This window comes from Paenibacillus sp. FSL R7-0210 (genome assembly GCF_038009085.1).
Taxonomy (GTDB): domain Bacteria; phylum Bacillota; class Bacilli; order Paenibacillales; family Paenibacillaceae; genus Paenibacillus_AQ; species Paenibacillus_AQ silagei.
The window spans coordinates 7138754-7161600 of sequence record NZ_JBBPAR010000001.1; the positions used below are offsets into that span (position 1 = coordinate 7138754).

Sequence of the window (22847 nt, forward strand, 5' to 3'; positions counted from 1 at the left end):
GCACATGACAAACCAATACCCATACCGCTATAACACCACACAAGGCATAGCATCCGAGGACGACCCACGCTACGAGACACCGGGCGGGGCCGCAAACAAGATCGAGCAAGCGCTGGAGGATGCCAAGGAGTACACAGACGCTGAGCTGCTGTCGTACGTAGCGCAGACGGTTAACCTCGCGGATGACTCTGTGACGCGGCCTAAGATTGCGCCGGGCGCGGTGGGAGCGACAGAGCTTGACCCATCGCTGCTGGATTACACGACTGACATTGCGGTGGCAGCGAAGTTTAATGAAGTTGATGCGCAGTTGGCGGATAAGACGAACCTTGAAGGATACCAGTATACCGAAATAACTACGACAGAATACGGAGCGCATAACACCACCTACTTTATCACGCGGATACCAAATACAGATTCTGAGGGACAACTCATCCGGCTGGAGCATGGGATAGCTTTAGACAATATGGCGGGGTATAGCTTGGAGACGGCTCGGTCATTTGCCAATCGTCACCGGGCAACAATTGCGGTTAATGCAGGTATCTTCAACACCAGCACCGGGGCGCTGCAAGGTACATCTATTATCAATGGCACAATTGTTAATAAAGAAAGCTCCGTGTTCTGGCGGTTAGGTATCAAAGCAGATAATACCCTTGTACTATTCCAGCCATCAGCAACAGCTCAAGACATCATCGATGCAGGCTGTCCGAATTGTATTAGTGCCTTTTACCCTCTGATTATTAACGGGGCTAGTGTAGGCACTGACATTTCCTCCTTGATCGACAACTGGGCTGATCCTTATCCTCGCCAGATCATTGCACAGATCTCTTCAACAAAAGAGATATTGATCTTCAGTTGTAACGGTAAAGGGGTTGGCGGCAATGTGGGACTCACTTACCCACAATGCATTGAAATCCTTCTTGCACAGGGCGCCACTCTCGCTTATGCGCTGGATGGCGGCGGTAGTGTGTCTACCGTAAAGAGCAGTGTTCTTGTTAATCAAGCTACAGACAACCGGGGATATACAGAGCGGAGTGTTGCTGACTTTCTCTATGTGACGAAAAATCACCCTGCCAACTTTACAGATACACTCAATAAAGAGTTGGGCAAAATATATAAGGCACTTGCTGACCAAAAATTAATGATGGCTGACACCACGAATCTAACCTACGATTACCTGATCTTCGAGAACATCCTTAACGGTACTCTTGGCGGTATTACTATGCGGGCCGACGGGGTCAACAAGACTAAACTTTATCTGCAATTGGCTGCATTGAGATACTACAACTATGTCACGGGTAAAAATACGGTTGAGTTTAATGACACCTTTAAGCCGGGAAGATTTAAGATGAACGAGCTAACTTATTACGCACCCCCAGACAACATCACTTCATCTAATGCCCAGGCCGTTACCAACCTGAATGACATCAAGGAGAGAAATGAGCTGTTTGTTATCGCGGCCAATGTTTCTAATACTCCAGGAGTAGGAGACGGTATATGCGTTACTCGCTACTTCTCGTCAAGTTCCTGCGTCCAGGAGTACCGTCCCATCAACGGAGGGACATACAAAAAAAGATGGTTCTTAGGCGGGTCATGGGGCGCATGGACTGACATATAGGGAGGATTAGAAATGGCACTAACAATGAAGATTCAATCAAGTATGGGGCTTGAAATTCCAGAGGCTTATATCAAAATTGACAGCCTGTCAGGTAATAAGAACATGCTCCAAATCAATGTAAAAACCTATGTATCGCAGACGGCAGCGCAGGAGGATAGGGTCCCCGTGGAGGATACGTATAAGTCATTTACGCCTTCGGTTGAAGAGGATGCAAAGAATTTCATTAAGCAGGGTTATGAGTTTTTAAAGAGTCTTCCCGAGTATGACGGCGCTATTGATATCCTTGAATAGTAGGACCCTACTGCGCACCACTAGAGGGCTATTAACATTGAAAGGAGGCCCACCATGACAACACTACCATGGCGAAGCAACACGACACTGGACATCTCCACAGAGGCAGATTCGAGGTATGAGACGCCGGGAGGCGCGCAGAACAAGGTTGACGTATCGCAGGAATATTTGCTGCACCTGCTGAAGCTTGCAGTCACGGGGCTGAGTGATGGGTCAGAGGCGGCGATAGCGAGGTACAGTGAGCCTTACGACATCACGTATGATTGGCTGAAGGATCGGTTGGATTTTACTGATAGACAATTAGATGCTATTGGAATAAGTGTTATGCGGTTTGGCGCTGTTGGTGATGGAGTTACAGATGACACGATAGCAATACAGGCAGCAATTAATTATGCATCATCGGTTAGGGGGACGGTTTACTTTCCAAATAAAACCTTTAAAGTTACTGCTCAACTTAATATCACTGATAGTTTTGTGGCGGTTAATGGATGTGGAGGGGTAACAGGACAAACAATTATAAATGCTTATCTGAGCGCTGGAGACTTGTTTTATGTAACAGGTGGATATCAAGTGAAAATATCAAATATAGAAATAAATATGATGAACAACAATGGGAAAGCGATTAATTTAGCGGCTGGAGCCGGACATGAAATTCGTGACTGTATTATTCGCGGTTATGCTGGAAATACGAACCCAGTTGTATATTTCTCAAGTGGAACAACCAATATCAAAGGAAATAAAATTGTATCTTTAAACGCAGATTCCTATTGCATCGTATGTCGAGCCATTACAACACAAGTTAATATAAACAGTTATATTAATGACAATTCTTTTGCTGGTATAGGAAAAGGTGTTCTTGTTGATGCGGAAAATGACACAACTCGTCCTGAAGGATTGAAAATAAGAAACAATGTTTTTGTCAATACGGGATCAGAACAAATCATTGTCAAAACAATTCTACATTTGGATATTTCAAACAATATGATGGATCAAAGCTCTTTTTATGGGATATTAATTATTCCAAACGGCTTGGGAGTGAATGGTTTATACATCAATGAAAATTATATTTCCCCCGCACAATCAATCTCTGAAGGAATTGGTATCAAGTTTGAAAGTAATGCTTATGGAGCGGTCAACATCGTTATTTCAAAGAACATGATCGCATATACGGGATATGGCATTATAGGTGAATCTAATGTGGTACATGTGACTATAGCGGAAAACATTTTTTCGGACATCAATCATGATTGCATTTCGTTCGTTGAATCTCAGGATGTGATTGTACACGGAAATCAGATGACAGATACCGAAAACTTCTCGCTGGTACTTACTGATGGGGTTTCAGGTGGTCCATTTATTGTTTCTGACAACATCGCAAAGGGAAATCATATTTTCACAACGACAACACCAGAAAAATTTATTGTTCATGACAATTATGGATTGTAGAAAGCAGGTGATATTGTGTTATTAAGTTCAATCATCACTGAGGCTGACCTACTGGTTCCGAACGAAGTTCCACTGGCTGACAAGATTGTCGCCCTAAACGCACTCAACCAGGACTTTTTCAACGTGGTCAAGATCCCCCGGGTGCTGCCAATCACACCGGTGAAGGACCAAGGCACCTACACCATATCCACTGAAGTGCGGCTGAAGAACATCGACCTGCTGATGGTGGGCATCATCAAATATAAGGAGCTTCAACCCGGCACCACGAACCCCATCCAGAACACATACACCTTTGACGACACAACTCATGTCCTTACCTTACGTCCTGCGCCGTATGCAACCGGCTTGCAGGGCGTTTTACGTTACTCCCGGATTGCGACTACCACGTTTACGTCAGGCAACCTGAGCGCGGTCCCAGACGCTCCAGACGAATACCACTGGTCCTTCTACGTGGGCCTAGCGGCGTACCTCGCTGCTGCCATGGACGACACTGGCAAGGCTGCAACCTACGAGAGCCAGTACCGCAACGCATGGGCGCAGGCGGCGACACAATACGCAGGGGTGACTGCTAATGTCTAACTATGTACCACGCAAACCTACGGAGTATCAGCCGCTGACGGGGATGCAGGATCCAATCAGCATCCGGCAGTGGCAGGGATTAAACAAATATGATCCTTTTAACATACTGGAAGGCCAACTCACTGAAATGTCCAATATGACCAATGACGATTACCCGGCTCTCTCTGTGAGGGCTGGGTATTCTGTTTTAGGCGCGTTTGGCACTAAGGTGTTAGGGCTGATGGTCTGGAAGGGAACGCAGCTACATGCCGTGTTTAACTCAGGCGAATGGAAGAGATGGAACGGGAGTAGCTGGGATACACTGGCATCCGGCCTGAACACTTCGGCACGCTGGCACTGGACGAACTATCAGGGCAACCTGGACGACATCAATCTTATTGCCTCGAATGGCGTTGATCCAGTCAAAAGGTACGATGGTACCACCGTCCAGAACCTCTCAGGAGCACCGTCAGGCGGCAACTACATCACCACATACAGTAACCGGCTGTGGCTGGCTGTAGGCAAGGAATTGCACGCCTGTGCGCTGGATCAGCCGGAGGAGTGGAGTCTATTTGAAGGCACTGACCAGGACAGTTATGTTAAAGACATGGAATCAACGGCAGGCGAGAACATTAATATGCTTTCTGGGGGGCTGTATCGGTTAACCATTGGTATGCCGTCATCTGTGCATTTGCTGTTCGGAAATATCCCTTCAGACTTCAACACCAGGAAGATCACAGAGGACGAGGGCGTGGCTAACAATAGCTCTGTGGTCACTCAGGAAGGCACCATGCGGTTCATGCACACGAACGGTATATATGAGTACGCGGCATCTGCAAACCCGGACAAGGGCTTCAGCGAGATCATAAAGCCATACTACAATGACATCAATGCAGACAGTGTAGCCGGGACAGACGGAGAGAAGCTTTACTTCACTCTTGGTACTGGCCGGACGCTGGTATATGACAACTATCTGAGTGCATGGTCCATGATGGATATGCCCCGGCCGGAACAGTACGCCCTGATCGGCAAGCAGCTGTACATCGGTGATACTACCGGACGGGTGCTGAAGATGAAAGACACCACAACGGACGCAGGAACGGCGATAAGCTGGTCCTTTACCACCAAACCCTTTACTAACCCGGTGATGTCCCAGCGGCAGCGGTGGATTAAGATGTGGCTGTATGCTGAGATTCCAACCGGCACCACAGTCAACATCTACCTGTCCACCACGAAGGACGGCAACGACTTTAACCTGGTGCATACTGCGGTCGGTACAGGGTCCGGTGTAGAGCGTATCATCATCCCAGTACGTAGCGTGGTGCTGGAGAACACCGTCCGAGTCAAGATATCCGGCACCGGACCGGCGAAAATACATGAGTTGGTCCGCCAAGTGCGGCAGTTGTCACTATTCTAGGAGGGATCACATGGGATTATGGGATACAGCACCATCATTTAATAACCCGCCGAGCTTTAATGACCTGGAGAGCGTACAGAAGTATCTCAAAGACAACATCAACAAGATTGCGCGGAGCTTACAGGAGATTGATTTCGTCATCAACGGCAATATGGACAGCCGGAATACCCGAGAAATCGGAGGCTACAACGTTGATCTCACCGAGCTGAAGTCCAAAAACGGCACCGTGGGTATATCCAGTTTCAACGACCCGGACCCGTCAGTGGACGATGTGCGGTTCTGGGCGGGAAATGTAGATAAGAATGCAGCGCCGTGGAAGGTGACGGAGGCGGGGAAGATGTACGCTACCGGGGCATTCATATCTAGCTCATCCGGGTATCCTCGCATTGAGATGGACCCGGTCAATAATATTTTCATCGTTCGATATGATGCAGACAACTATGCAACATTGTCCGCAGCGTTCGGCGGAGCGCCTGCTATAACTTTTGTTTCTCCATTCAACACAACTGTCATCACAGCTGACTCGACAACAGCGTCAATATCCACTGATGAAAACTTATTTTTATCGTCGGGGTCAGGTGATATAAAATTTTCAGTAGATCCTAGTAAGTCTATAAAATTTGATGATTTTTACACTATATACAGCACCTTTGACGGAACATCACTTGGAGCGATTCTCCAATCTTTATCCGACCGAATCACAGCATTGGGCGGTTGAAATTAGGAAAAATATGCTATACTGGTGGAAAAAAGAGAGTCGAAGGTGAGTGTTTATGAAAAAATATGTAGTTGGGTTTCTGGCCGGAGTATTTTTGACTTTTTCTGTGTCTGCGTACGCGGATGATATTAAGAATTTGATCGGTCAAAAAGTGCAAGGTACCGTATCAGTAAACGTCAATGGTACGCAGGTAGCCGATGGGGTTATCATTAAGGGCAATAGTTACGCTCCGGTGCGGTCTTTGACAGAAGCTGCCGGCCTTGATGTAAATTATGATAAAGGGGTTGTGACGGTCATTAACACGAAAAATATGATCAATACAACGGGCAAGGAAATAACCATGACCCTAGAACAAGTAAATAGTTCTATTGCATCTTTGCAGCAATCAATAGAATTTGAACAAAAAAATATAGATAGATACAAAATTTTGCTTCAGGATAAACAATATGAAAAACAATGGACGACTTTCCAAACTTCTATGGATGCCGTCCAACTGAGATTAGACAAATATCAAACCAGGCTGGATGAAATGAACGCATTGAAAGCAAAGTTGCAGCCGTAACGAATCGCCAATTTGGCGACCAGTTAACCACCTCAAATCTGAGGGCGTTAGTCATAATCCAAAATTGGATTTTCAAAATAAAGGACCCCCAGATTACTGGGAGTCCTTTTTGTTATTCATCTTCATCTGAAAACAACATGTCTCCCCAGGGATCGCCTTTCACAATATCTTCAATTGTTGATTCTTTGACATGTGGTATTTCATCAAGCATATTCAAAAGTTTTTTCCGTGCTTGTTCCATTCTATCCTCTAACAGAGGTAAATTCTTTTGCATAAATTCCATTTTCGTTTTTATGGAATCTGGATCATTGGGATCGAAATCCCTTGTTATGATATCGCTGCTATGTGGGTTTAACTGAATTTCTTGCAAATCAAATTTAATAAGCGATAGATGCGCAGATGCATCATCAAATTTTGTTTTTATCACTTGGCAGTTTTGAGTAAAGTCAGTGACTCCTATTAAGAAATCAACACTCTGCCCTAGAATAATTGGCAGTTTTGAAAGAGTGTCTAAATTAGGTTCGCCCTTATTTCGTTCGAATCTCCCATAGTATGACTGTGATAGTCCTAGCCTATCAGCCATTTCTTGTTGGCTCAAACCTTTGGATTCTCGCAGCCATTTTAAGCGCGCAGAAAAAACTTCCAAAATAACTACCTCCATGTATTGACATTAGACTATATACGTCTTATGATTAGACCATAAAGTACTTAAGGGGGTGATGAAATGCGTAAGCCGAAAAATAAGTTAGCTTTTTATCGAATGAAAAGCATAATGTCCCAAGAAGATGTGGCAAAAGAACTTGGAATATCTCAAGCGTATTATGGACGACTTGAGAGAAATCCAGGGAACATCAATGTTGATATGGCGTTCAAATTGAAGTCAATGTTCATGGCTACATCATTGGACGAACTATTTAGTGATGCTGTTTAGTACAATATGTACTATTGTATCATTTGTAAATTATATTTTACAAGGGAGGATTAAAATGCATTTAAAGCTAGTCAAGACTGAAGAGAAAGAAAAATATTACGCGCAGGAATTCGATGAGGTTGAAATTGTATGCACCTTGGCAGAACAACTGCTTGATTACTACAATTTGAGCACTGAGGATGCTATTTATATCGCAGATCATCTCAAATCAAGCCTAGAGGAATTGCAACAGGCAGAAAAAGACGGCACGTTAGATGAATTTAATAAAAAATTCTGGAGGTAATAATATGAGAGAAGAAATTTTAATTGAAAGCAAGTCTATGCGAGAATCAGTTATTGATCGCGTGGAGGTGTTGGACAAGGTAAAGAAACTTTATCTTCTTCCTGACAATATCAATATCACTATCGAAATGGCTGCTAATTATTACGAGGTTGAAAAATCAGTAATAGATATGACGATCTCTAGAAATAGGGCGGAACTTGAATCAGATGGTTTGCATGTAAAAAGAGGCAGTGAACTGACTAACTTCAAGTTAGAGAGTGTAGTTCCAAAAAACACCCCATCACTGACTGTAATGCCAAGAAGGGCGTTATTGAGAATAGGAATGCTTATTCAAGACAGTGAAGTAGCCAGACAAGTAAGATCATACCTATTAGATGCAGAGCAAGAAGTAAATAAAGGCATGAATGTTAGTGCATTAAGTCCACAACTTCAATTCATGATTCAAATGGAACAAAGGACTAACGAATTGGAAAGTAAACACGCAGAATTAAACCAAGCCTTTACACATCTTTCCTTGGTTGTAGACAATGAAGTTTGGATTACAGACCACCAGAAGGCTGACATTAAACAAGCTGTACTTAGCCGCGTAGGTCATTTAAAGAGTCAAACAGTTGATGCTCACTTCCAAGGTGCATTCAGCGATCTAAATAAATTCTTCAACGTACCTAAATACGATAAGATCAAACGCTCAGACTACGCTCAAGCAATGGAATTCGTAAAAGGATGGTTCCCTAAACGCAAAGAATCCACTTCTCTATAATCCCTGGCAGGAAGCAGAAGTGGATAACACTGAGGGCAGAGCCCTTACATACACATTGTAACATTACACCATGAACACGGCAATGCCCTCCACAAGGAGGATGTATGAAAAATAATCAATTTGTATTGACACCGGATAGTATAATTGAGGTACTCGGCCCCATGTCTGAAGAGGACATTCAGGAGCTAATGGAACGGTTTCGCAAAGGACTTATACATCAATAATCATTCAAGGGTATTCCGCAAATTGCGGAGTGCCCTTTTTATATACACTTTTGCTCAACAAGGAGGGTTAGCATGTCCAGTATATTCAATAGCGAAGGCTGGAAGAAAGCCGTAGGGACCTATAAAAACAATCAGGCCGCACCAAAGACGGTAATGCCCACTGGAGCGATCAGCGCACTAAACAACAGACCTACTCCACCCCAGCCGGGATTACCGCCAGCAGCCTTTAAAGCTGCCAACAACGTACGGGCGGGCATCCCTACAGCGACTGCCGTTCCGCCAGCAGCAACCGCAGCAGCGCAGAGGATGGTAAGTGCAACATCGACACAGCCGCGAACAGAGCAGGCGCTTACAGCACAGTCCAATCTGGTGAACACACCATTTACGTTTAACCCGGAGTCAGATCCGTCTTATCAGGCAGCCTTGCGGGCGGCGCAGCAGAATTTGCAAGTGAACCAGAAGAACACGAATGCGCAGTTGCGGGCTACCGGTCAAGGAAAATCCTCTTACTCGGAGACCGTAGCGAACCAGTTAGCAAACCAAAGTTCGGAAAATATTGCAAATAATATCCTGCCGATCTATGCACAGCAGGCATATAAGCAGTACCAGGATAGCATCGGCAATCAGCGAAATTTGTATAACGATTATGACAAACAAGACTTCCAAAACCCTATAACTGAAGCTGCTACCACCGGAACCTACCAAAACACAGCAACTAAAAACGCCTTGAATATGGTCCTTATGTATAAGGCGGCTGCTGAAGCTCCTGGAGTCACCGCAGCTCAACGAGCGCAGTATAGCAAACTTGCCGATGAACAGAGAGCAATCATTGACGCAAATGGCGGGGATTCAAGTAAAGTTGGGGCTAATGTAAATTCTAGAAATATCAATCAGTCAGGCATCGGGGTTCGCACAATTCAAGGACAACAACTTGATCTAAACACCGACAATCAAAAGTTTAACCAGAAATTCTCCAATCGTCAGCAGGATTTCACTGAGGGGACAACAACAGCACAACTTACCGGACGCATGCCTGATGGTACCAGAACAACCGCTGAACAGCAGCGACAGTTAACCAATCTTTGGACGGTGGCGGAACAACTGGGTACTATCCCGAATGAATTGGCTGATCTATATGGCATTGCACGGGGGACGCAAACACAATCAGCTAAGCAACTCGCGGCACAAATTACGAATGATGTTCGTGGACTTGATATTTCACAACAAAATGCTGACACATCAAGATACAGTGCGGAAAACAATGTTGCGATTTCTGGCGATGACAATGCACGGGCATGGCTCACTTATGGCGACAAACAAGCTGAATCAGGCGCATCTAAGTATAATGGCATGTCATCCAACCAGATTTATGATGTCGTTTCAAAGGAATTCCAGAAGCCCGTTCTTGATGAAAAGGGAAGGGAAACAGAAAAAACAGAAATTCCAAAAGATTCGGCTTCTAAGGAGCAGATGTATCAGCGTGTTATGGGATCAGGTCTGCCAGATGGTCAAGATACTCAGGTGCTTTCATTGTTGGGATTAAGTAAGTCGGAAGTAGATGCGTTGGACAAAAAGTATGGGGTATCCTCGGGAAACTGAGTAGCCCCGGTAGCGCCGGGGCGTATACCAATTACTACAAAGCTGATAGAGATGCGAAGGCTAGTCCCAAGAATTACGCCGTTGCATCATCAGCCATTGCACAATCTTTGAAGGCTGCGGGAAAGCCTGCTGAATGGCAGCGTCCCTTAGAAGAGCTTGTGGCCAGAGAGAGTAGTTTCAATCCGAATGCAAAAAATCCTAATTCTTCTGCCGCCGGACTGTTCCAGTTTTTAAATGGCACCCGCAAAAACTATGGGGGAACTAGCGTGGATTGGTCTGACCCATACCAGCAAGCCAGCAAGGGACTTCAATACGTGATAGATCGTTACGGTGATCCTTATAAAGCCTTGCAGTTCTGGGATAAAAATAAATGGTACTGAGGTGAATCGGTATGGCGTCAAGGTATGAACAATTTGTGTCCAGTCAGCGAAAACGGGCAGATCAGATCAGGGAGCAGGCACTATCTGGAACGCTAAGTAGTGAACCTTCACCAACTACATTGAGCCGATCAGAGCGTTTCCGCCAGGGTCAGGCTGCGCTTGAAGAAAAAGATAACCGAGTTACAAGCGCCGTCCTGGGCTCGACGTTGCGAAGCGTGGGGATTAACACCGGACAACCAACAATCGATATGAGTCCGAAACCTCCTGTTCCGCAGCCTGCTGCCCCGGGGATCGACTTCAAGGCGCAGCAGGCTAAGGACATGAAATTAGCTCCGTTTAAAGGCAAACTACCGGCACCTGAGGCGCTTCAGTTTCCGCAGCAACAGATTCAATCAGTATTGAATAACAAGGTTTCAGCGCCAAATCTGGTGCAGCAGACAGGCCGTGGACCGGAGGACGCTTCAAACATCCCGGGTATCACTGAATATGGAATACGTGAAAAGGCGATAGACGAAACGAATATACCTGAAATTGCTAAGCTGCCTTCACGTGGACTTAACTATCTTGCATACGGAACACCATTTGGAAAAGCTGTTTCCCGGTCGTTCGCCGGTAACTCTGGCGCATCTCGAAGAGATACCACCAATTTCCCAATGATTGATAAATTGACTGATGCGATAAATGACTTTGTAACGCCGTATATCACACCTTCAGGAGCTCCACTAGGATCAGGACCCAATATAGCCCCATACGAAGCTGTTCAGAAGGTATTCAACACGAAAATAGGTCAGCAATATGTAGATTATGTGGCTAATTCACTGTTAACACGTGGTCTCATCCCTAAAGGGAGCCAGGAAATAGCGGAGAGAGTCGCAAGAGGTACAATAACCGAAACGCTTGCAGGTCCACTACAGAATGTCGCGGCCGGACTGATGAATGGTCAGGATAGCAACAAAGAGGTCATCAACAACGCCCTGATTGGTTTAGGTGCTGGTCTTGGATTAGGATACGCTGGATCAGTAGCAGGAGAAGTGCTTTCACCATCGCTATCTAGAGGGTTATCCAATGCTGAGCAAGCAGACGATTCAATAGCCAACAATCCAATCCAATCAGGAGTTAATCAGGCTGACTCTTCACTCTCTCGGGAACAAATCATTAGTAGAAAATATATGAACGATGAAAAGTTAACTCAGGAAGAAATGGACTTCATGGTCAGTGACGAGTGGAATCCTAATAATCTAAACACAAAAATCAACACGCCTGAGCCGATGTCCATCGGTGAGCCAATCCTACGCCCGGGACAGTTTGATGATAAGTCCGGGCTAGGTATCGCAGCGGGTCAACGGATTAAACCCTATGATTCTCTCAGCACAGAGACGCGGTCTCAACTTGTCACCCGACAGCAACGTGATCCGGTATCCTTTAGAAACTTAGGTGATCGGGCATATACAAAACTGTTTGACGATCTGCATCCAATCAACCAGCAGGATAAAATACTGGATAACTTAATGGAAGAACCTCTGAAAGCTTCGGAACGGGTTCATACACTCGGTCTCGCTTCCCGGGGATCTGATGTAATATCAAAGCGAATAATTACTGACGGGTTGGTTGACTCTCAGGGTCAGGTGGTTGGAGAATCCTTAAAAAGCATTCTCAGCCCTCTTAAGGAAGCCATGAAGAAAAACAAAAATATCTATGTGGACTTTGAAGATTATCTAATCAATAAACATGCAGTAACACGGGCCGAGCGAGGGGAAAAGGTATTCCGTGATGAATTGGGTTGGACTCCTGAGAAGGGGTCTCAAAAGTCTACGGAGTATGAGCAGATGTTCCCTGAGTTTACAGAAGCCGCAAACAAACTGTACACGTTTAATCGCCAGATGGTACAGTCCTGGTTGGTTGATACTGGCATAATCACGCAGGACATGGCGGATGCTTGGCTGAAGTCAAACCCGTACTATGTCCCGAATAAGCGCCAATTCACACAACTTGAAAAGACGGGAATAGGCTCCGGCGGTGGCAAGAAGGGGTTCGGAAATCAGTCAAATCCAGTCAAGGGATATCAAAAGGGCGGATCTCAGCGTAAGATTATCAGCCCTATCGAGGCAACCATAGAGAATGTCGATGCTTACGTCAAGGCTGCCAAGAGAAATCAGGTCATGCAGCAGTATGTCCGAAATATTGAACAAGAGCCGGAAGCATTTAAAGATTGGGCAGAAATCGTCAAGCAGCCTGAAAAACCTGCCGACATCAAAAAGCTTTTGTTATCGGATGTAACCGATGAATCCGGTACCGTGGTAACTGACGGAATAGATAATCTTCTGAGTCGGTTCACAGATGACTTTGACGCTGCCATGCAACGAACTAAACTCGACAAAGACAACATTGTCCGAGTTATGGTTGATGGTGAACCGGTACATGTACTTATCAAAGACAAACAACTTCTATCGGCGATAACTGCACTTGGTCCTGAGTCTGCGGGCTGGATGCTTAATCTGGTCGGTAGAGTGACAAACTTCATGAAATTAGTTACTACCGGCAGCAACCCAGTGTTTTCATTGACCCGAAATCTTTTCCGTGACATTCCACAGGCATATGTAGCTTCGACAACCAGAGATAATCCAATTGCGTTCGTTTCTGATATAGTCGGTGCCGCAGTAGATATCGGACGAAAACGCGGAGCCTATAAGCAGTTTCTCAATGTAGGTGGCGGGCATGCATCTTCTATCGCTGCTGACCGAAACTTATTGGCTCAGAGTAAACGAGCAGTATTGCCGCAGTCTGGTTTACGGACCAAATTAGCACGAGGCAAAGAGGGATATGAAAATTTTATTAATGCCGTAGAAATTGCACCTCGCCTTGCAGAATTCAAACGAAGCTCTAATCAGACCGATGATCTTCAAGCTGCACTTTCTGCCGCACAAGACATCACAGTTAACTTTAAACGGCGCGGGTCTCTGTCACGAGAGATTGACAAGGTATTCCCGTATTTTAATGCAGCAATGCAGGGGCTAGATAAGACAATCCGCACCTATAAAGATAACCCAACTAAGGCGCTGACCAAGTCTATCTTGGCAATTACGATTCCAACCATGGCTCTATATGCTATGAACTACAACGATCCTAATTACAAAAAGCTCAGTCGGCGCCAGAAGGATGCATTCATGATGATACCTAAGGGTGACGGAACATTCATCAAAATAGCTAAGCCGCAAGAGCAAGGAACTATCTTTTCAGACATTCCAGAACGGATTATGCGTTTGTTTGCCGAAGAAGACCCAGCAGCTTTCCGGGACTTCGCCGATCGGTTGCGGACCACATTTACACCACCGGGATTGCAAGGTGCTCTTAAGAGTGGTGGGCTCACAGATAAACTGCTAGGGGCCGCTGGAGATACCATTTTTGGACCAGTCGCTGATCTGGCAGCTAACAAGAATTTTAGCGGTTCTGCAATTGTCCCTGCATATCTGAAGAACCTTTCTCCTGAGTTGCAATACGATGCAAAAACAAGCAACGTGGCGAAGAAAATCGGTGAAGTTACCAAGACCTCACCTAAGCAACTCGACTATCTGGCTCGGCAATACACCGGATTTCTGGGGCAGTTTGGGCAGCCATTGCTCTCTCCTGGTGGCGATGTTGGTAGCGCACTCAGCCAGCAAGTTACATCTGACCCGGTATTCTCGAATGATTTGTCTAATGAATTCTACCGTTACAAGGAGAAGTTAGATCAAGCCAACTTAGATAGCGATCAGCGAGAATTGCCAGATTGGTACAGTGATGGCCTGCGCAAGAGATTCGCGAAAATAAACAAACGGATGTCGGCGATCAGAGCTGATATGCGGGATGTTCAGGCTGACAATAGTATTAGTAACAAAGATAAGCGCGATCAGTTGCGCGAGTTGCAAAAATCTATAAATGATTTGGCAGAACAGGGAATTGATTTGGCTGATGGTCAAATTCCGTATTGAGGGTGAACTGATGATTGAATTTGACGAAGAAGAGTATCTGCAAATTGACTTCACTGATAAATCACTTCAACTAATAGCATCCTTGAACGGGGATGAAGTAGCGAACAATCTGTATGCGCCGGCGGTGAGGATAGATGTGGGGAGCCGTGGACACACTCTACGATCTGATTTACTTCGTACTTCGTAACTTAAAAGATTTCCGATGGGAGGCCCTTATAGGGTACTCCCTTTATTTATTCGGCAAGCGATCCGGGATGAAGATGTTCCGGCGGTTCATGGTCACTCATTTCAAATACCTGGAGGATGAAGATTCCCAGTGGCGATATTACGTAAACAAGCAGCTCACAAACTTAGGCGCGGAGAAGTTCATCCCAAAAAAGCAGTATGTTGGCAGTGGGAAGCGATCAAAGAAACAGGAAGCGAAGAACTTAACTACATCATCGACATTATCACAGGGGGCAGACGCCCCGGAAAGAAGGTACCCGATGAAGACAGTAATACTTGATGCCGGGCATGGCAAGAAAGACTCCGGCGCCGTAGGAGCAACCAAGAAGCTCGAAAAGAACTTCAACCTATCCATGGTCCTGAAGATCAACGAGTTGCTAAAGAAGAACCCGGCGATTAATGTAATTCTCACGCGATCGACAGACGTATTCGTGGAGCTTGTAGACCGCGCCAAGATCGCCAATAAAGTGAAGGCAGATGTATTCCTTTCCGTCCATGCGAATGCTGGAGGCGGCGATTCTAAAGGCTCTGAGACGCTGTACACGAAGGACGTCGACAAACCATTTGCTACGATCATCCATAAGCACCTGATGTCTGTAACAGGACTCGCTGACCGCAAGTGTCGGCATCAGAACCTCTCCGTATGCCGTAACACCACGATGCCCGCGGCGCTGATCGAGCCGGGATTTTTAACGAATCCGGCCGAAGAAGAATTGCTCTTTAATGAAGAGTTCCAAAATCGCCTTTCTGTAGCGATGGCACAAGGGATCTGCGAGTACCTGGGCGTACAGTACGGAGTACGAGTTACCCCGCCCGGTACGTATCCAGTACCAATATTGATCGGAGACATGTCACCGTTTGACGGGCTGCTGATCGAAGGTAAGAGTTGGGTCCCGGCTAAGCTAATCCTGAACGCCCTGGGCGCTCGCTGGTCCTACGCGCTGCGGAGTGTGTACGTAGGCGACACCAAGGTAGATACGAAGAACTACGATGGCACCAGCTACATTAAAGGTACAGACCTGCGGGACCTTGGTGTAGTCCGCAATGTGTTTCTCGACCCGGACGCGGTCAACACGAAACGTGTCCTCATTTATCAAAAGGAGGGTTAACCATGAATGAACTGCTTGCACAAGTGATGGTCTTTGCTACGGCGCTGTCTGTGATCGTGGTGGCGCTGCTCAACTTGGTTAAGGCTACCGTTACCTTGCCGAAGAATCTCATACCCATCATCGGCCTTGTGATCGGTTTGGGCGCGGGCGCTGCGGGGTATATCTTCACCGATCTGGATCTGGCGCCGCGTCTGTGGGCTGGAGCATTCGCCGGGCTGTCGGCAACCGGACTTTTTGAACTGGTGAAGAACAATCCAGGAACCACGAAATGACAAGTAGGCCATCCTTAATCGGGTGGCCTTTTTTACTTTATTTATAGAATAAAACAACATTATCGTGTGCGGATTGTTATCTATGGATTTCCCTATCACAACGACCCTATGCTGGACTATGCTGCAAGGCAGGTCTGCAAGCCCGGCGGACGATTCATCCTACTCTCCGCCACACCGCCTGCGGAGCTTCAGCGTCATGCCCGCTCCGGCAGATTGCCGCATGCGAGGGTCCCGGTCCGTTTTCACGGCCACCCCTTGCCGGTTCCGCGCCATATCCGGATGCCGCCGCTTCATCGCTGCCTGAAGCAGGGCAGAATTCCGGCAGGACTGCGTTCAGCGCTGCAGCGGTCCCTTGACCGTAAGGCGCAGATTTTCCTCTTCGTCTCCCGGATAGCCCATATTGAGGGACTGCTGCAGCTTCTGCGGCGGATGTTTCCCGAAATTTCTATAGAGGGCACCTCCTCTCAAGACCCGGGGAGAGCAGAGAAGGTGCTGAAGTTCCGGGATGGCACCATTTCCCTGCTGGTAACGACAACGATTCTGGAGCGTGGGGTCACGGTACCGCATAGTGATGTATTTATTCTGGATGCAGACAGCGGACTATTTGATGAGGCGGCCTTAGTACAGATGGCGGGCCGGGCGGGCCGCTCCAAGGATGATCCGGCAGGCAACGTCATCTTCGCTTCTGCAGAGTGGACCCGCTCGCAGCGCGCCGCCATATCACAGATCCGCAGTATGAACGCTATCGCCCGCAGACAAGGATATCTCAAGTCTTAATGATTTTGTGAGGATTCCCTGGAAATAGCTGTGAATGCCCGGCTCCCCTCATTTTGAATGCTATACATGCTGAACTTTTGAACTCCACACACCATATTTTACAAGGAGGATTACCATGCGCTCCCTGTCATCATGGATGAATCAAGCCCGCTCCCTAATCGCGCCTTCGCAGCCGGAATGTCTGTTTTGCGGCCGCAGAGGCTGCCCTTCCCCTGAATGGCCTGAGATCTGCCTGCACTGCCAGAGCAGCATTCCATGGATTCGCGTTCCCCGGTGCCAGACTTGCGGAAGACATGTGGGTTGTCCCGATTGCAGCCGCAGCCATGGACCCATACCGATCCGGTGCAATCGGAGTGCAGTAGCCTACACCAGTGAAATGCGTGAAATATTAGGCCAGTATAAATACCGGGGGAATGAGCGGCTCGCGCCCCTGCTCGGTCTGATGCTGGACAGGGCATACGCGCTGCTGCAACACGAACAGAGTGGACAACAACTGAATGAAGCGCTACAAAGCAACTTTTTTAGTAAACCATTCCCGATATGGCATTCAAAGCTTCGTATGCGTTCTAACCTATGGCAAGCCGATTTGCTGGTCCCTGTGCCTGTGAGCGATGTCCGTCTGTCCGAGAGGGGCTTCAATCAGGCGGAGCGGCTGGCGGAAGTAGTATCCCTGCGCAGGGGAATCCCTCAGCTTCCGCTGCTGGTCCGCACCCATCACACTGCCAAGCAGAGCTTCAAAAGCAGAAGGGAGCGGCTGGCCGATATGAAGCATGCTTTTGCCGGAAATATAGATTCGGCGGTTCTGCAAAGTCTGAAGGAACACCTACATTCCCGTGCGACGCATCAGCTTGAGCAGCGTCCCCTGCAAATCATCATTGTCGATGATATCTACACTACCGGAAGTACGATTCGTGCCTGCGCCGAAGCGCTTCAGCAGCTCTGCCGCAGCCAGAATTGCCTTGCTGAAATCTACTCTCTGACCTGGGCGCGTTCCTAGTAGCTGCCGCCGTTCCGGAATTCAATAAAACCGCTTCCCTGACCGATACTAAACATAGACGGATCTTCGGCGATCATGTAATCTTAGTAGCATAAGCGATTCATGAGTTGTGCAGAATGATAGAAGGGAGCCGCGGTAGATATGAATGTAGACAATTGTCCGAGATGCGGCCGGTTATATGTCAAGAACCTGATGAACCTGTGCCAGCCCTGCATCAAAGAGTTAGAGCATGAGTACGAAATCTGTGTAGAATACTTACGCAAAAATAGAGGCACCAACATACAGGAACTGTCCGATGCCACCGATATTTCCATCAAGGAAATCACGCGTTTTATCCGGGAGGGCCGGATTTCCATAGCCAATGCACCCAATATGATGTACCCTTGCGAGGTATGCGGAACCCTGATCCGGGACGGGCATATGTGCGACAGCTGCCGCAGCCGTCTGACCAAGGACCTTGCCAATGCAGCCAAGGAAAGTGCAGACTCGAGCGCTTCCAAGAAGGCTCCAGATGGTGCTTACCGCGCGGTGGACAAGTTCCGCAACTAAACAATTCTGCAAAAAAAACGCTTGCAGCTATAAAGAATGTTTCAACAGGGGCCGATAAACTTAGTAAAGATTATCGGCTTTTTTATTACAGAAGGAAGGTGAAGTTATGAAAATTAACGATGCCGGACGAATCAATGCGATTAATCCATACCAACGAAGTGCGGAATCGCAAAGGCAGGAACAGATGAAGAAGAGTACACGCAAGGATGAGGTATCGATTTCGGATGAGGCCATTAAGCTGCTCCAGGCACAGAAGAGCGGCAAGATTGACACGGAACGTGCGAATAAGATCGAGAGCCTGAAACAGCAAGTATCCGCAGGTACCTACCAGGTTGACGCAGCCAAGCTCGCTGAGACACTCGCCCCCTACTTTAAGCAATCCTCCGAGAATTAGGTGAACACACCCATGGCACTTACAACATTATTAGAATTGCTTGAGCGGCTGGACGATGCGCATGTGCAGATGCTGGATCTGGCCGCAGTGAAGAAACAGACCATTATGGACAACAAGGTAGAGGGTCTCATTGATATCCTGAACCGCGAGTCCAAGCTGATGAAGGTGATCGGACAGCTGGAAGAACGGCGTGCAGAAGCGGCATTCGAGTTTTTGCAGGGGGTTGGAATCCGTTCCAATCTGAATCTGAATCTAACCGAGCTGTCCCGCCTTGTATTTGATCCCGATGACAAATCGCGCCTGCTGCATATTCAGCAGAAGCTTTCCGGCACATTGCAGCAATTAAAAAAGGCCAATGAGCTGAACCAGAAGCTGATTGAGCAGTCGCTTACCTTTATAGATTATTCCCTGGATTTGCTGGTCGGAAGACCAAATCAGGAAATGACATACCATCATCCGTCCGACAAGGGCAGCAGTGTGACTCGGCCGGGTATTTTTGATGCCCGTGGATAATCAGGTTATCCGCTGAGCTGCGCTCACCGCAGCAATCACAAGGGAGGAACAAGTAGCATGACATCCACATTCCACTCCATCGAGACCGCAAGACGAAGCCTGTTTACCCAGACAGCGGCGCTCAATACCACCGGCCACAACATTGCCAACGCCAACACGGAGGGCTACACCCGCCAGCGTGTGAATATGAGAGCATCTATTCCGATTGAAGCTTATGGTCTTAACAACTCTACAGTTCCTGGACAATTGGGTACAGGGGTAGAGTTTGGCTCTATTGACCGGATTCGTGAGACTTTCCTGGATACCCAATACCGGGGCGAGAATTCAGCTTTGGGGAGCTGGACCATCCAATCGGATACATTGGATAAGCTGGAATCGATCTTTAAAGAACCATCAGATACAGGCATAAGTACAGTGCTCGATAACTTTTGGAAATCTTGGTCGGACCTCAGTAAGAATCCGGAGGACAGCACTTCCCGTAAGATCGTAGTCCAGACTGCTCAGGCCATGACCGATGCACTTAATTATATGAGCAGACAGCTTAGCAACCTTGATACGGATTTGGCCTCCAATGTAGCAGTCAAAGGTACTGAGATACAGGGGTATTTAGCTTCCATTGCGGATTTGAACTCATCTATTTTCAAGATTGAGAGCATGGGAGACAAAGCAAATGACCTGCGGGATCAACGTGACCTGCTGACGGATAAGCTCTCCAAGATTGCTAATGTCAGTGTAGTAGATACCGAATACGGCTATAACATTTCGCTTGGCAGCCAACAGCTTGTACAAGGAGCCGCTGTATCTGCGACAGTAGACAGTGCATTCCTTAACACTGCATTTGCTTCAGGGGATCTAAAAACTGGAGAAGTACACGGTATGATCTCTTCCAGTCAGAAGTATGTTGCGGATTATAAGCAGCAGCTTGATAACATTGCGAATACGATTGCTAACGGTGATATGGAGATTACTCTCCCCAAGGGATCTATCCTTCCAGAAGGTACGGTACTAACTACTGATGTAATAATTCCCCAAGCAGGTGGGACCACGACCACAATCACAGCCGGTACACCTTTCCCTAAAGGTGTTACTTTAAGCGCTGATGTGAAGACAACGGTGAAAGGGCTGAATGGTCTTCATCAACTGGGTTATACCATGGATGGCACACTCAATCCCGGTAAGCCTTTATTTACGATTATAGGTGACGGAAGTGCTATCACGGCTGGAAATATCACATTTAATACGGAAATTGCCTCGGACACCAATTTAATAGCTACCTCGCTCCGAACTGTGGGAACAGGTACTTCTGAATCAGTTGTCAAAGGGAATAACACTCTGGCGCTTTTGTTAGCCAATCAACAATCGGGTTCTTTTACATCACCTACTACTGGAATTAAGGCGACAGCAGGTTCCTTCTATAAATCGATGGTGGGGCAACTCGGGATTCAATCCCAAGAGGCTACCCGCCAGACAGAAAATTCTAATTACCTGGTAGAACAGGTAAATGCTCGCCGTCAATCGGTCAGCGGTGTCTCGCTGGATGAAGAAATGTCGAATATGCTAGTATTCCAACATGCTTATAGCGCTGCTGCGAGGTTTATGACGACTTATGATGAAATGCTCGATAAATTGATCAACTCTACAGGGACCGTAGGCCGATAAGAAAGGGGGATTTAAGCGATGTTACGTGTAACCTCTAATATGATGAATTCACAGCTTCTGCTTAACCTGAACCGCAATGCCCGTACGATGAACGATACACAACTACAGCTAGCAACCGGGCGAAAAATTAACAAGCCTTCCGATGATCCGGTAGGGATTACTTACTCACTTCGTTATCGTGCTGAGCTATCAGCAAATGAACAATATCAAGAGAATGTGGATGATGCTACTTCGTGGCTGGAGTTTAACGATACGGTTCTTTCACAGACGGGCAATGTTGTACAGCGGCTTAGAGAGCTGGCAGTTAAGGGAGCGAATGGAACGAATCCTCAAGAAGCCCTAGATAGTATTAATGCAGAAGTGAAGCAGCTTAAGGAACAATTAATTGATATTGCCAACAGCCAGTTCAAGGGGAAGTATATCTTTAATGGTCAACAATATACGGAGCAGCCTTATAAGTTCTCCACTGGTGCTGACGGAACCCTGGACACTTCAAGTGCGTCCGCGGTTATAACTGACAACGGACTCTTGAATTATACGGTTGGAGAGAGCGTACAACTTCCAATAAATATAACGGGAAACGAAGTGTTTGGAGGAAATGAGAGCGATAATATCTTCGCAACCATTGATAAAATATCTACTGCACTAGCCAGTGGTAATACAGCGGAAGTATCCTCACAATTAGGCAATTTAGATAGCCGAAGTGATAAAATATTGGCTGTACAAGCGGATATTGGTGCCAAATCAAACCGGATTGAACTTATGAGTAATCGTTTAGGAGACTTAGAAGTCAATTTGACAGATCTGCAATCCAAAACAGAAGATGGAGATTATGCAGCGTTGTTGACGGAATCCAAGGTTCAAGAAAATATTTATAATGCCTCCTTGTCGGTTGGAGCGAAAATTATTCAATCGACCCTGGTAGATTTCATTAGATAAGCAGGAGGTGCTTTCTCCATGCAGGTAGCCGTGCAGATTTCTCACACGCCACCACTGATTGGAATGAATACAAAACCCGGAAGTCTTACTATGAGTCAGCCGAATGCCGACATGCAGATAACAACAACACCGGGACAATGGGATATACGCTCTCCAGGACCTGATGTCATCATTGATCAGTCTAAGGCCCGTGCAGCTTATACCGGCGGGACATATCGTGAAATGAGCCAGCGTATTTATTCCGGTGTAGAGCAACTTTGGCTTCAAGGTATTGCTAAAAGAATGGAGCAAGGTGAGCGGATGGCCAATTTCCATAAGCCAGGGAATTCTATTGCTGAAGTATACGGGGAGGATTGGCAGCCAGTATCATATCCAGAAATTCGTGGCCCGGCTGCTTATGATAATGTGGATATCGATATTAAGGCTAATTCGGTACAAATTGAGTATCAGAAGGCTGAAGTCAAGATTGATGTTAAGCAAAATGCACCGCAAATACAGTATACTCCAAGTGTTGTAGAAATATATATGCGACAAATGCCTGCGTTAACCTTTACCCCGAAGATAATTGATGACAAGTTCTAGATTATAAGGCTATAGATGGATTGTTTCAGCCATCTATAGCTTTTTTGCTAAGAAGAATAAGGAAGAGGAGTGCTGAGAA

General features: G+C 46.7%; 24 protein-coding genes. 23 read left to right on the plus strand and 1 reads right to left on the minus strand.

The window, feature by feature from the left end:
- The first annotated feature begins 4 nt into the window (after nucleotides 1-4).
- From MKY64_RS30510 to MKY64_RS30540, 7 genes are read left to right on the plus strand one after another with little or no spacing between them, the layout of a single operon-like run.
- A complete protein-coding gene (locus tag MKY64_RS30510; RefSeq protein WP_340957659.1) occupies nucleotides 5-1615 on the plus strand; it encodes a phosphodiester glycosidase family protein in 1611 nt (536 codons plus the stop codon).
- A 12-nt stretch (nucleotides 1616-1627) separates the two neighbouring features.
- Entirely contained in the window at nucleotides 1628-1906 is a 279-nt protein-coding gene (locus MKY64_RS30515) for a hypothetical protein (RefSeq protein ID WP_339314597.1), read from the plus strand.
- 54 nt (nucleotides 1907-1960) lie between these two features.
- A complete protein-coding gene (locus tag MKY64_RS30520) occupies nucleotides 1961-3352 on the plus strand; it encodes a right-handed parallel beta-helix repeat-containing protein (RefSeq protein WP_340957661.1) in 1392 nt (463 codons plus the stop codon).
- Between the two features lie 15 nt (nucleotides 3353-3367).
- Nucleotides 3368-3931, plus strand: coding sequence for a phage adaptor protein (locus MKY64_RS30525; protein ID WP_340957662.1), 564 nt, complete (start codon nucleotides 3368-3370; stop codon nucleotides 3929-3931).
- Nucleotides 3924-5327 (plus strand): hypothetical protein, encoded by a 1404-nt coding sequence (locus MKY64_RS30530; protein WP_340957664.1) that lies wholly within the window; start codon nucleotides 3924-3926, stop codon nucleotides 5325-5327. The genes MKY64_RS30525 and MKY64_RS30530 overlap by 8 nt, the downstream gene beginning before the upstream one ends.
- A gap of 10 nt (nucleotides 5328-5337) precedes the next feature.
- Nucleotides 5338-6045, plus strand: a complete 708-nt coding sequence (locus MKY64_RS30535) for a hypothetical protein (RefSeq protein WP_340957666.1) — start codon at nucleotides 5338-5340, stop codon at nucleotides 6043-6045.
- Between the two features lie 55 nt (nucleotides 6046-6100).
- The gene (locus MKY64_RS30540) at nucleotides 6101-6607 is read left to right on the plus strand and encodes a hypothetical protein (RefSeq protein ID WP_340957668.1); all 507 of its coding nucleotides are present in this window, start codon (nucleotides 6101-6103) and stop codon (nucleotides 6605-6607) included.
- Nucleotides 6608-6719: 112 nt separating this feature from the next.
- Here the strand turns inward: MKY64_RS30540 and MKY64_RS30545 are convergent, their stop codons facing one another.
- A complete protein-coding gene (locus tag MKY64_RS30545; protein WP_340957671.1) occupies nucleotides 6720-7253 on the minus strand; it encodes a helix-turn-helix domain-containing protein in 534 nt (177 codons plus the stop codon).
- Nucleotides 7254-7331: 78 nt separating this feature from the next.
- Here MKY64_RS30545 and MKY64_RS30550 point away from each other — a divergent pair, with 78 nt between their 5' ends.
- From MKY64_RS30550 to MKY64_RS30625, 16 genes are all read left to right on the plus strand, one after another.
- Nucleotides 7332-7538 carry a helix-turn-helix transcriptional regulator gene (locus MKY64_RS30550; protein ID WP_340957673.1) on the plus strand — a complete coding sequence of 69 codons (207 nt, stop codon included), beginning with the start codon at nucleotides 7332-7334 and terminating at the stop codon, nucleotides 7536-7538.
- Nucleotides 7539-7593: 55 nt separating this feature from the next.
- Entirely contained in the window at nucleotides 7594-7821 is a 228-nt protein-coding gene (locus MKY64_RS30555) for a hypothetical protein (RefSeq protein WP_340957675.1), read from the plus strand.
- Between the two features lie 4 nt (nucleotides 7822-7825).
- Nucleotides 7826-8581, plus strand: a complete 756-nt coding sequence (locus MKY64_RS30560) for an ORF6C domain-containing protein (RefSeq protein WP_340957676.1) — start codon at nucleotides 7826-7828, stop codon at nucleotides 8579-8581.
- 296 nt (nucleotides 8582-8877) lie between these two features.
- Nucleotides 8878-10404: a hypothetical protein gene (locus MKY64_RS30565; RefSeq protein WP_340957679.1), complete on the plus strand. Its 1527-nt coding sequence runs from the start codon at nucleotides 8878-8880 to the stop codon at nucleotides 10402-10404.
- Nucleotides 10405-10511: 107 nt separating this feature from the next.
- Entirely contained in the window at nucleotides 10512-10784 is a 273-nt protein-coding gene (locus tag MKY64_RS30570) for a transglycosylase SLT domain-containing protein (RefSeq protein WP_340957680.1), read from the plus strand.
- Nucleotides 10785-10795: 11 nt separating this feature from the next.
- Nucleotides 10796-14752, plus strand: a complete 3957-nt coding sequence (locus MKY64_RS30575; protein WP_340957682.1) for an LPD38 domain-containing protein — start codon at nucleotides 10796-10798, stop codon at nucleotides 14750-14752.
- A 134-nt stretch (nucleotides 14753-14886) separates the two neighbouring features.
- Nucleotides 14887-16086: an N-acetylmuramoyl-L-alanine amidase family protein gene (locus MKY64_RS30580; protein WP_340957684.1), complete on the plus strand. Its 1200-nt coding sequence runs from the start codon at nucleotides 14887-14889 to the stop codon at nucleotides 16084-16086.
- Between the two features lie 2 nt (nucleotides 16087-16088).
- Nucleotides 16089-16358: a holin gene (locus tag MKY64_RS30585; protein WP_340957690.1), complete on the plus strand. Its 270-nt coding sequence runs from the start codon at nucleotides 16089-16091 to the stop codon at nucleotides 16356-16358.
- Between the two features lie 66 nt (nucleotides 16359-16424).
- Nucleotides 16425-17135 (plus strand): helicase-related protein, encoded by a 711-nt coding sequence (locus MKY64_RS30590; protein ID WP_340957692.1) that lies wholly within the window; start codon nucleotides 16425-16427, stop codon nucleotides 17133-17135.
- Nucleotides 17136-17250: 115 nt separating this feature from the next.
- Nucleotides 17251-18132, plus strand: coding sequence for a ComF family protein (locus MKY64_RS30595; protein WP_340957695.1), 882 nt, complete (start codon nucleotides 17251-17253; stop codon nucleotides 18130-18132).
- Nucleotides 18133-18273: 141 nt separating this feature from the next.
- Nucleotides 18274-18681: a TIGR03826 family flagellar region protein gene (locus MKY64_RS30600; protein WP_036694666.1), complete on the plus strand. Its 408-nt coding sequence runs from the start codon at nucleotides 18274-18276 to the stop codon at nucleotides 18679-18681.
- Between the two features lie 106 nt (nucleotides 18682-18787).
- Nucleotides 18788-19075, plus strand: coding sequence for a flagellar biosynthesis anti-sigma factor FlgM (gene flgM / locus MKY64_RS30605; protein WP_036694667.1), 288 nt, complete (start codon nucleotides 18788-18790; stop codon nucleotides 19073-19075).
- A 12-nt stretch (nucleotides 19076-19087) separates the two neighbouring features.
- On the plus strand, nucleotides 19088-19588 hold the full coding sequence (locus MKY64_RS30610) for a flagellar protein FlgN (RefSeq protein ID WP_036721264.1): 501 nt from the start codon (nucleotides 19088-19090) through the stop codon (nucleotides 19586-19588).
- 57 nt (nucleotides 19589-19645) lie between these two features.
- On the plus strand, nucleotides 19646-21247 hold the full coding sequence (gene flgK / locus MKY64_RS30615) for a flagellar hook-associated protein FlgK (protein ID WP_036721262.1): 1602 nt from the start codon (nucleotides 19646-19648) through the stop codon (nucleotides 21245-21247).
- A gap of 18 nt (nucleotides 21248-21265) precedes the next feature.
- Nucleotides 21266-22186 carry a flagellar hook-associated protein FlgL gene (gene flgL, locus MKY64_RS30620; protein WP_036721260.1) on the plus strand — a complete coding sequence of 307 codons (921 nt, stop codon included), beginning with the start codon at nucleotides 21266-21268 and terminating at the stop codon, nucleotides 22184-22186.
- Between the two features lie 18 nt (nucleotides 22187-22204).
- Nucleotides 22205-22768: a DUF6470 family protein gene (locus MKY64_RS30625; RefSeq protein WP_340957701.1), complete on the plus strand. Its 564-nt coding sequence runs from the start codon at nucleotides 22205-22207 to the stop codon at nucleotides 22766-22768.
- Nucleotides 22769-22847 lie beyond the last annotated feature (79 nt).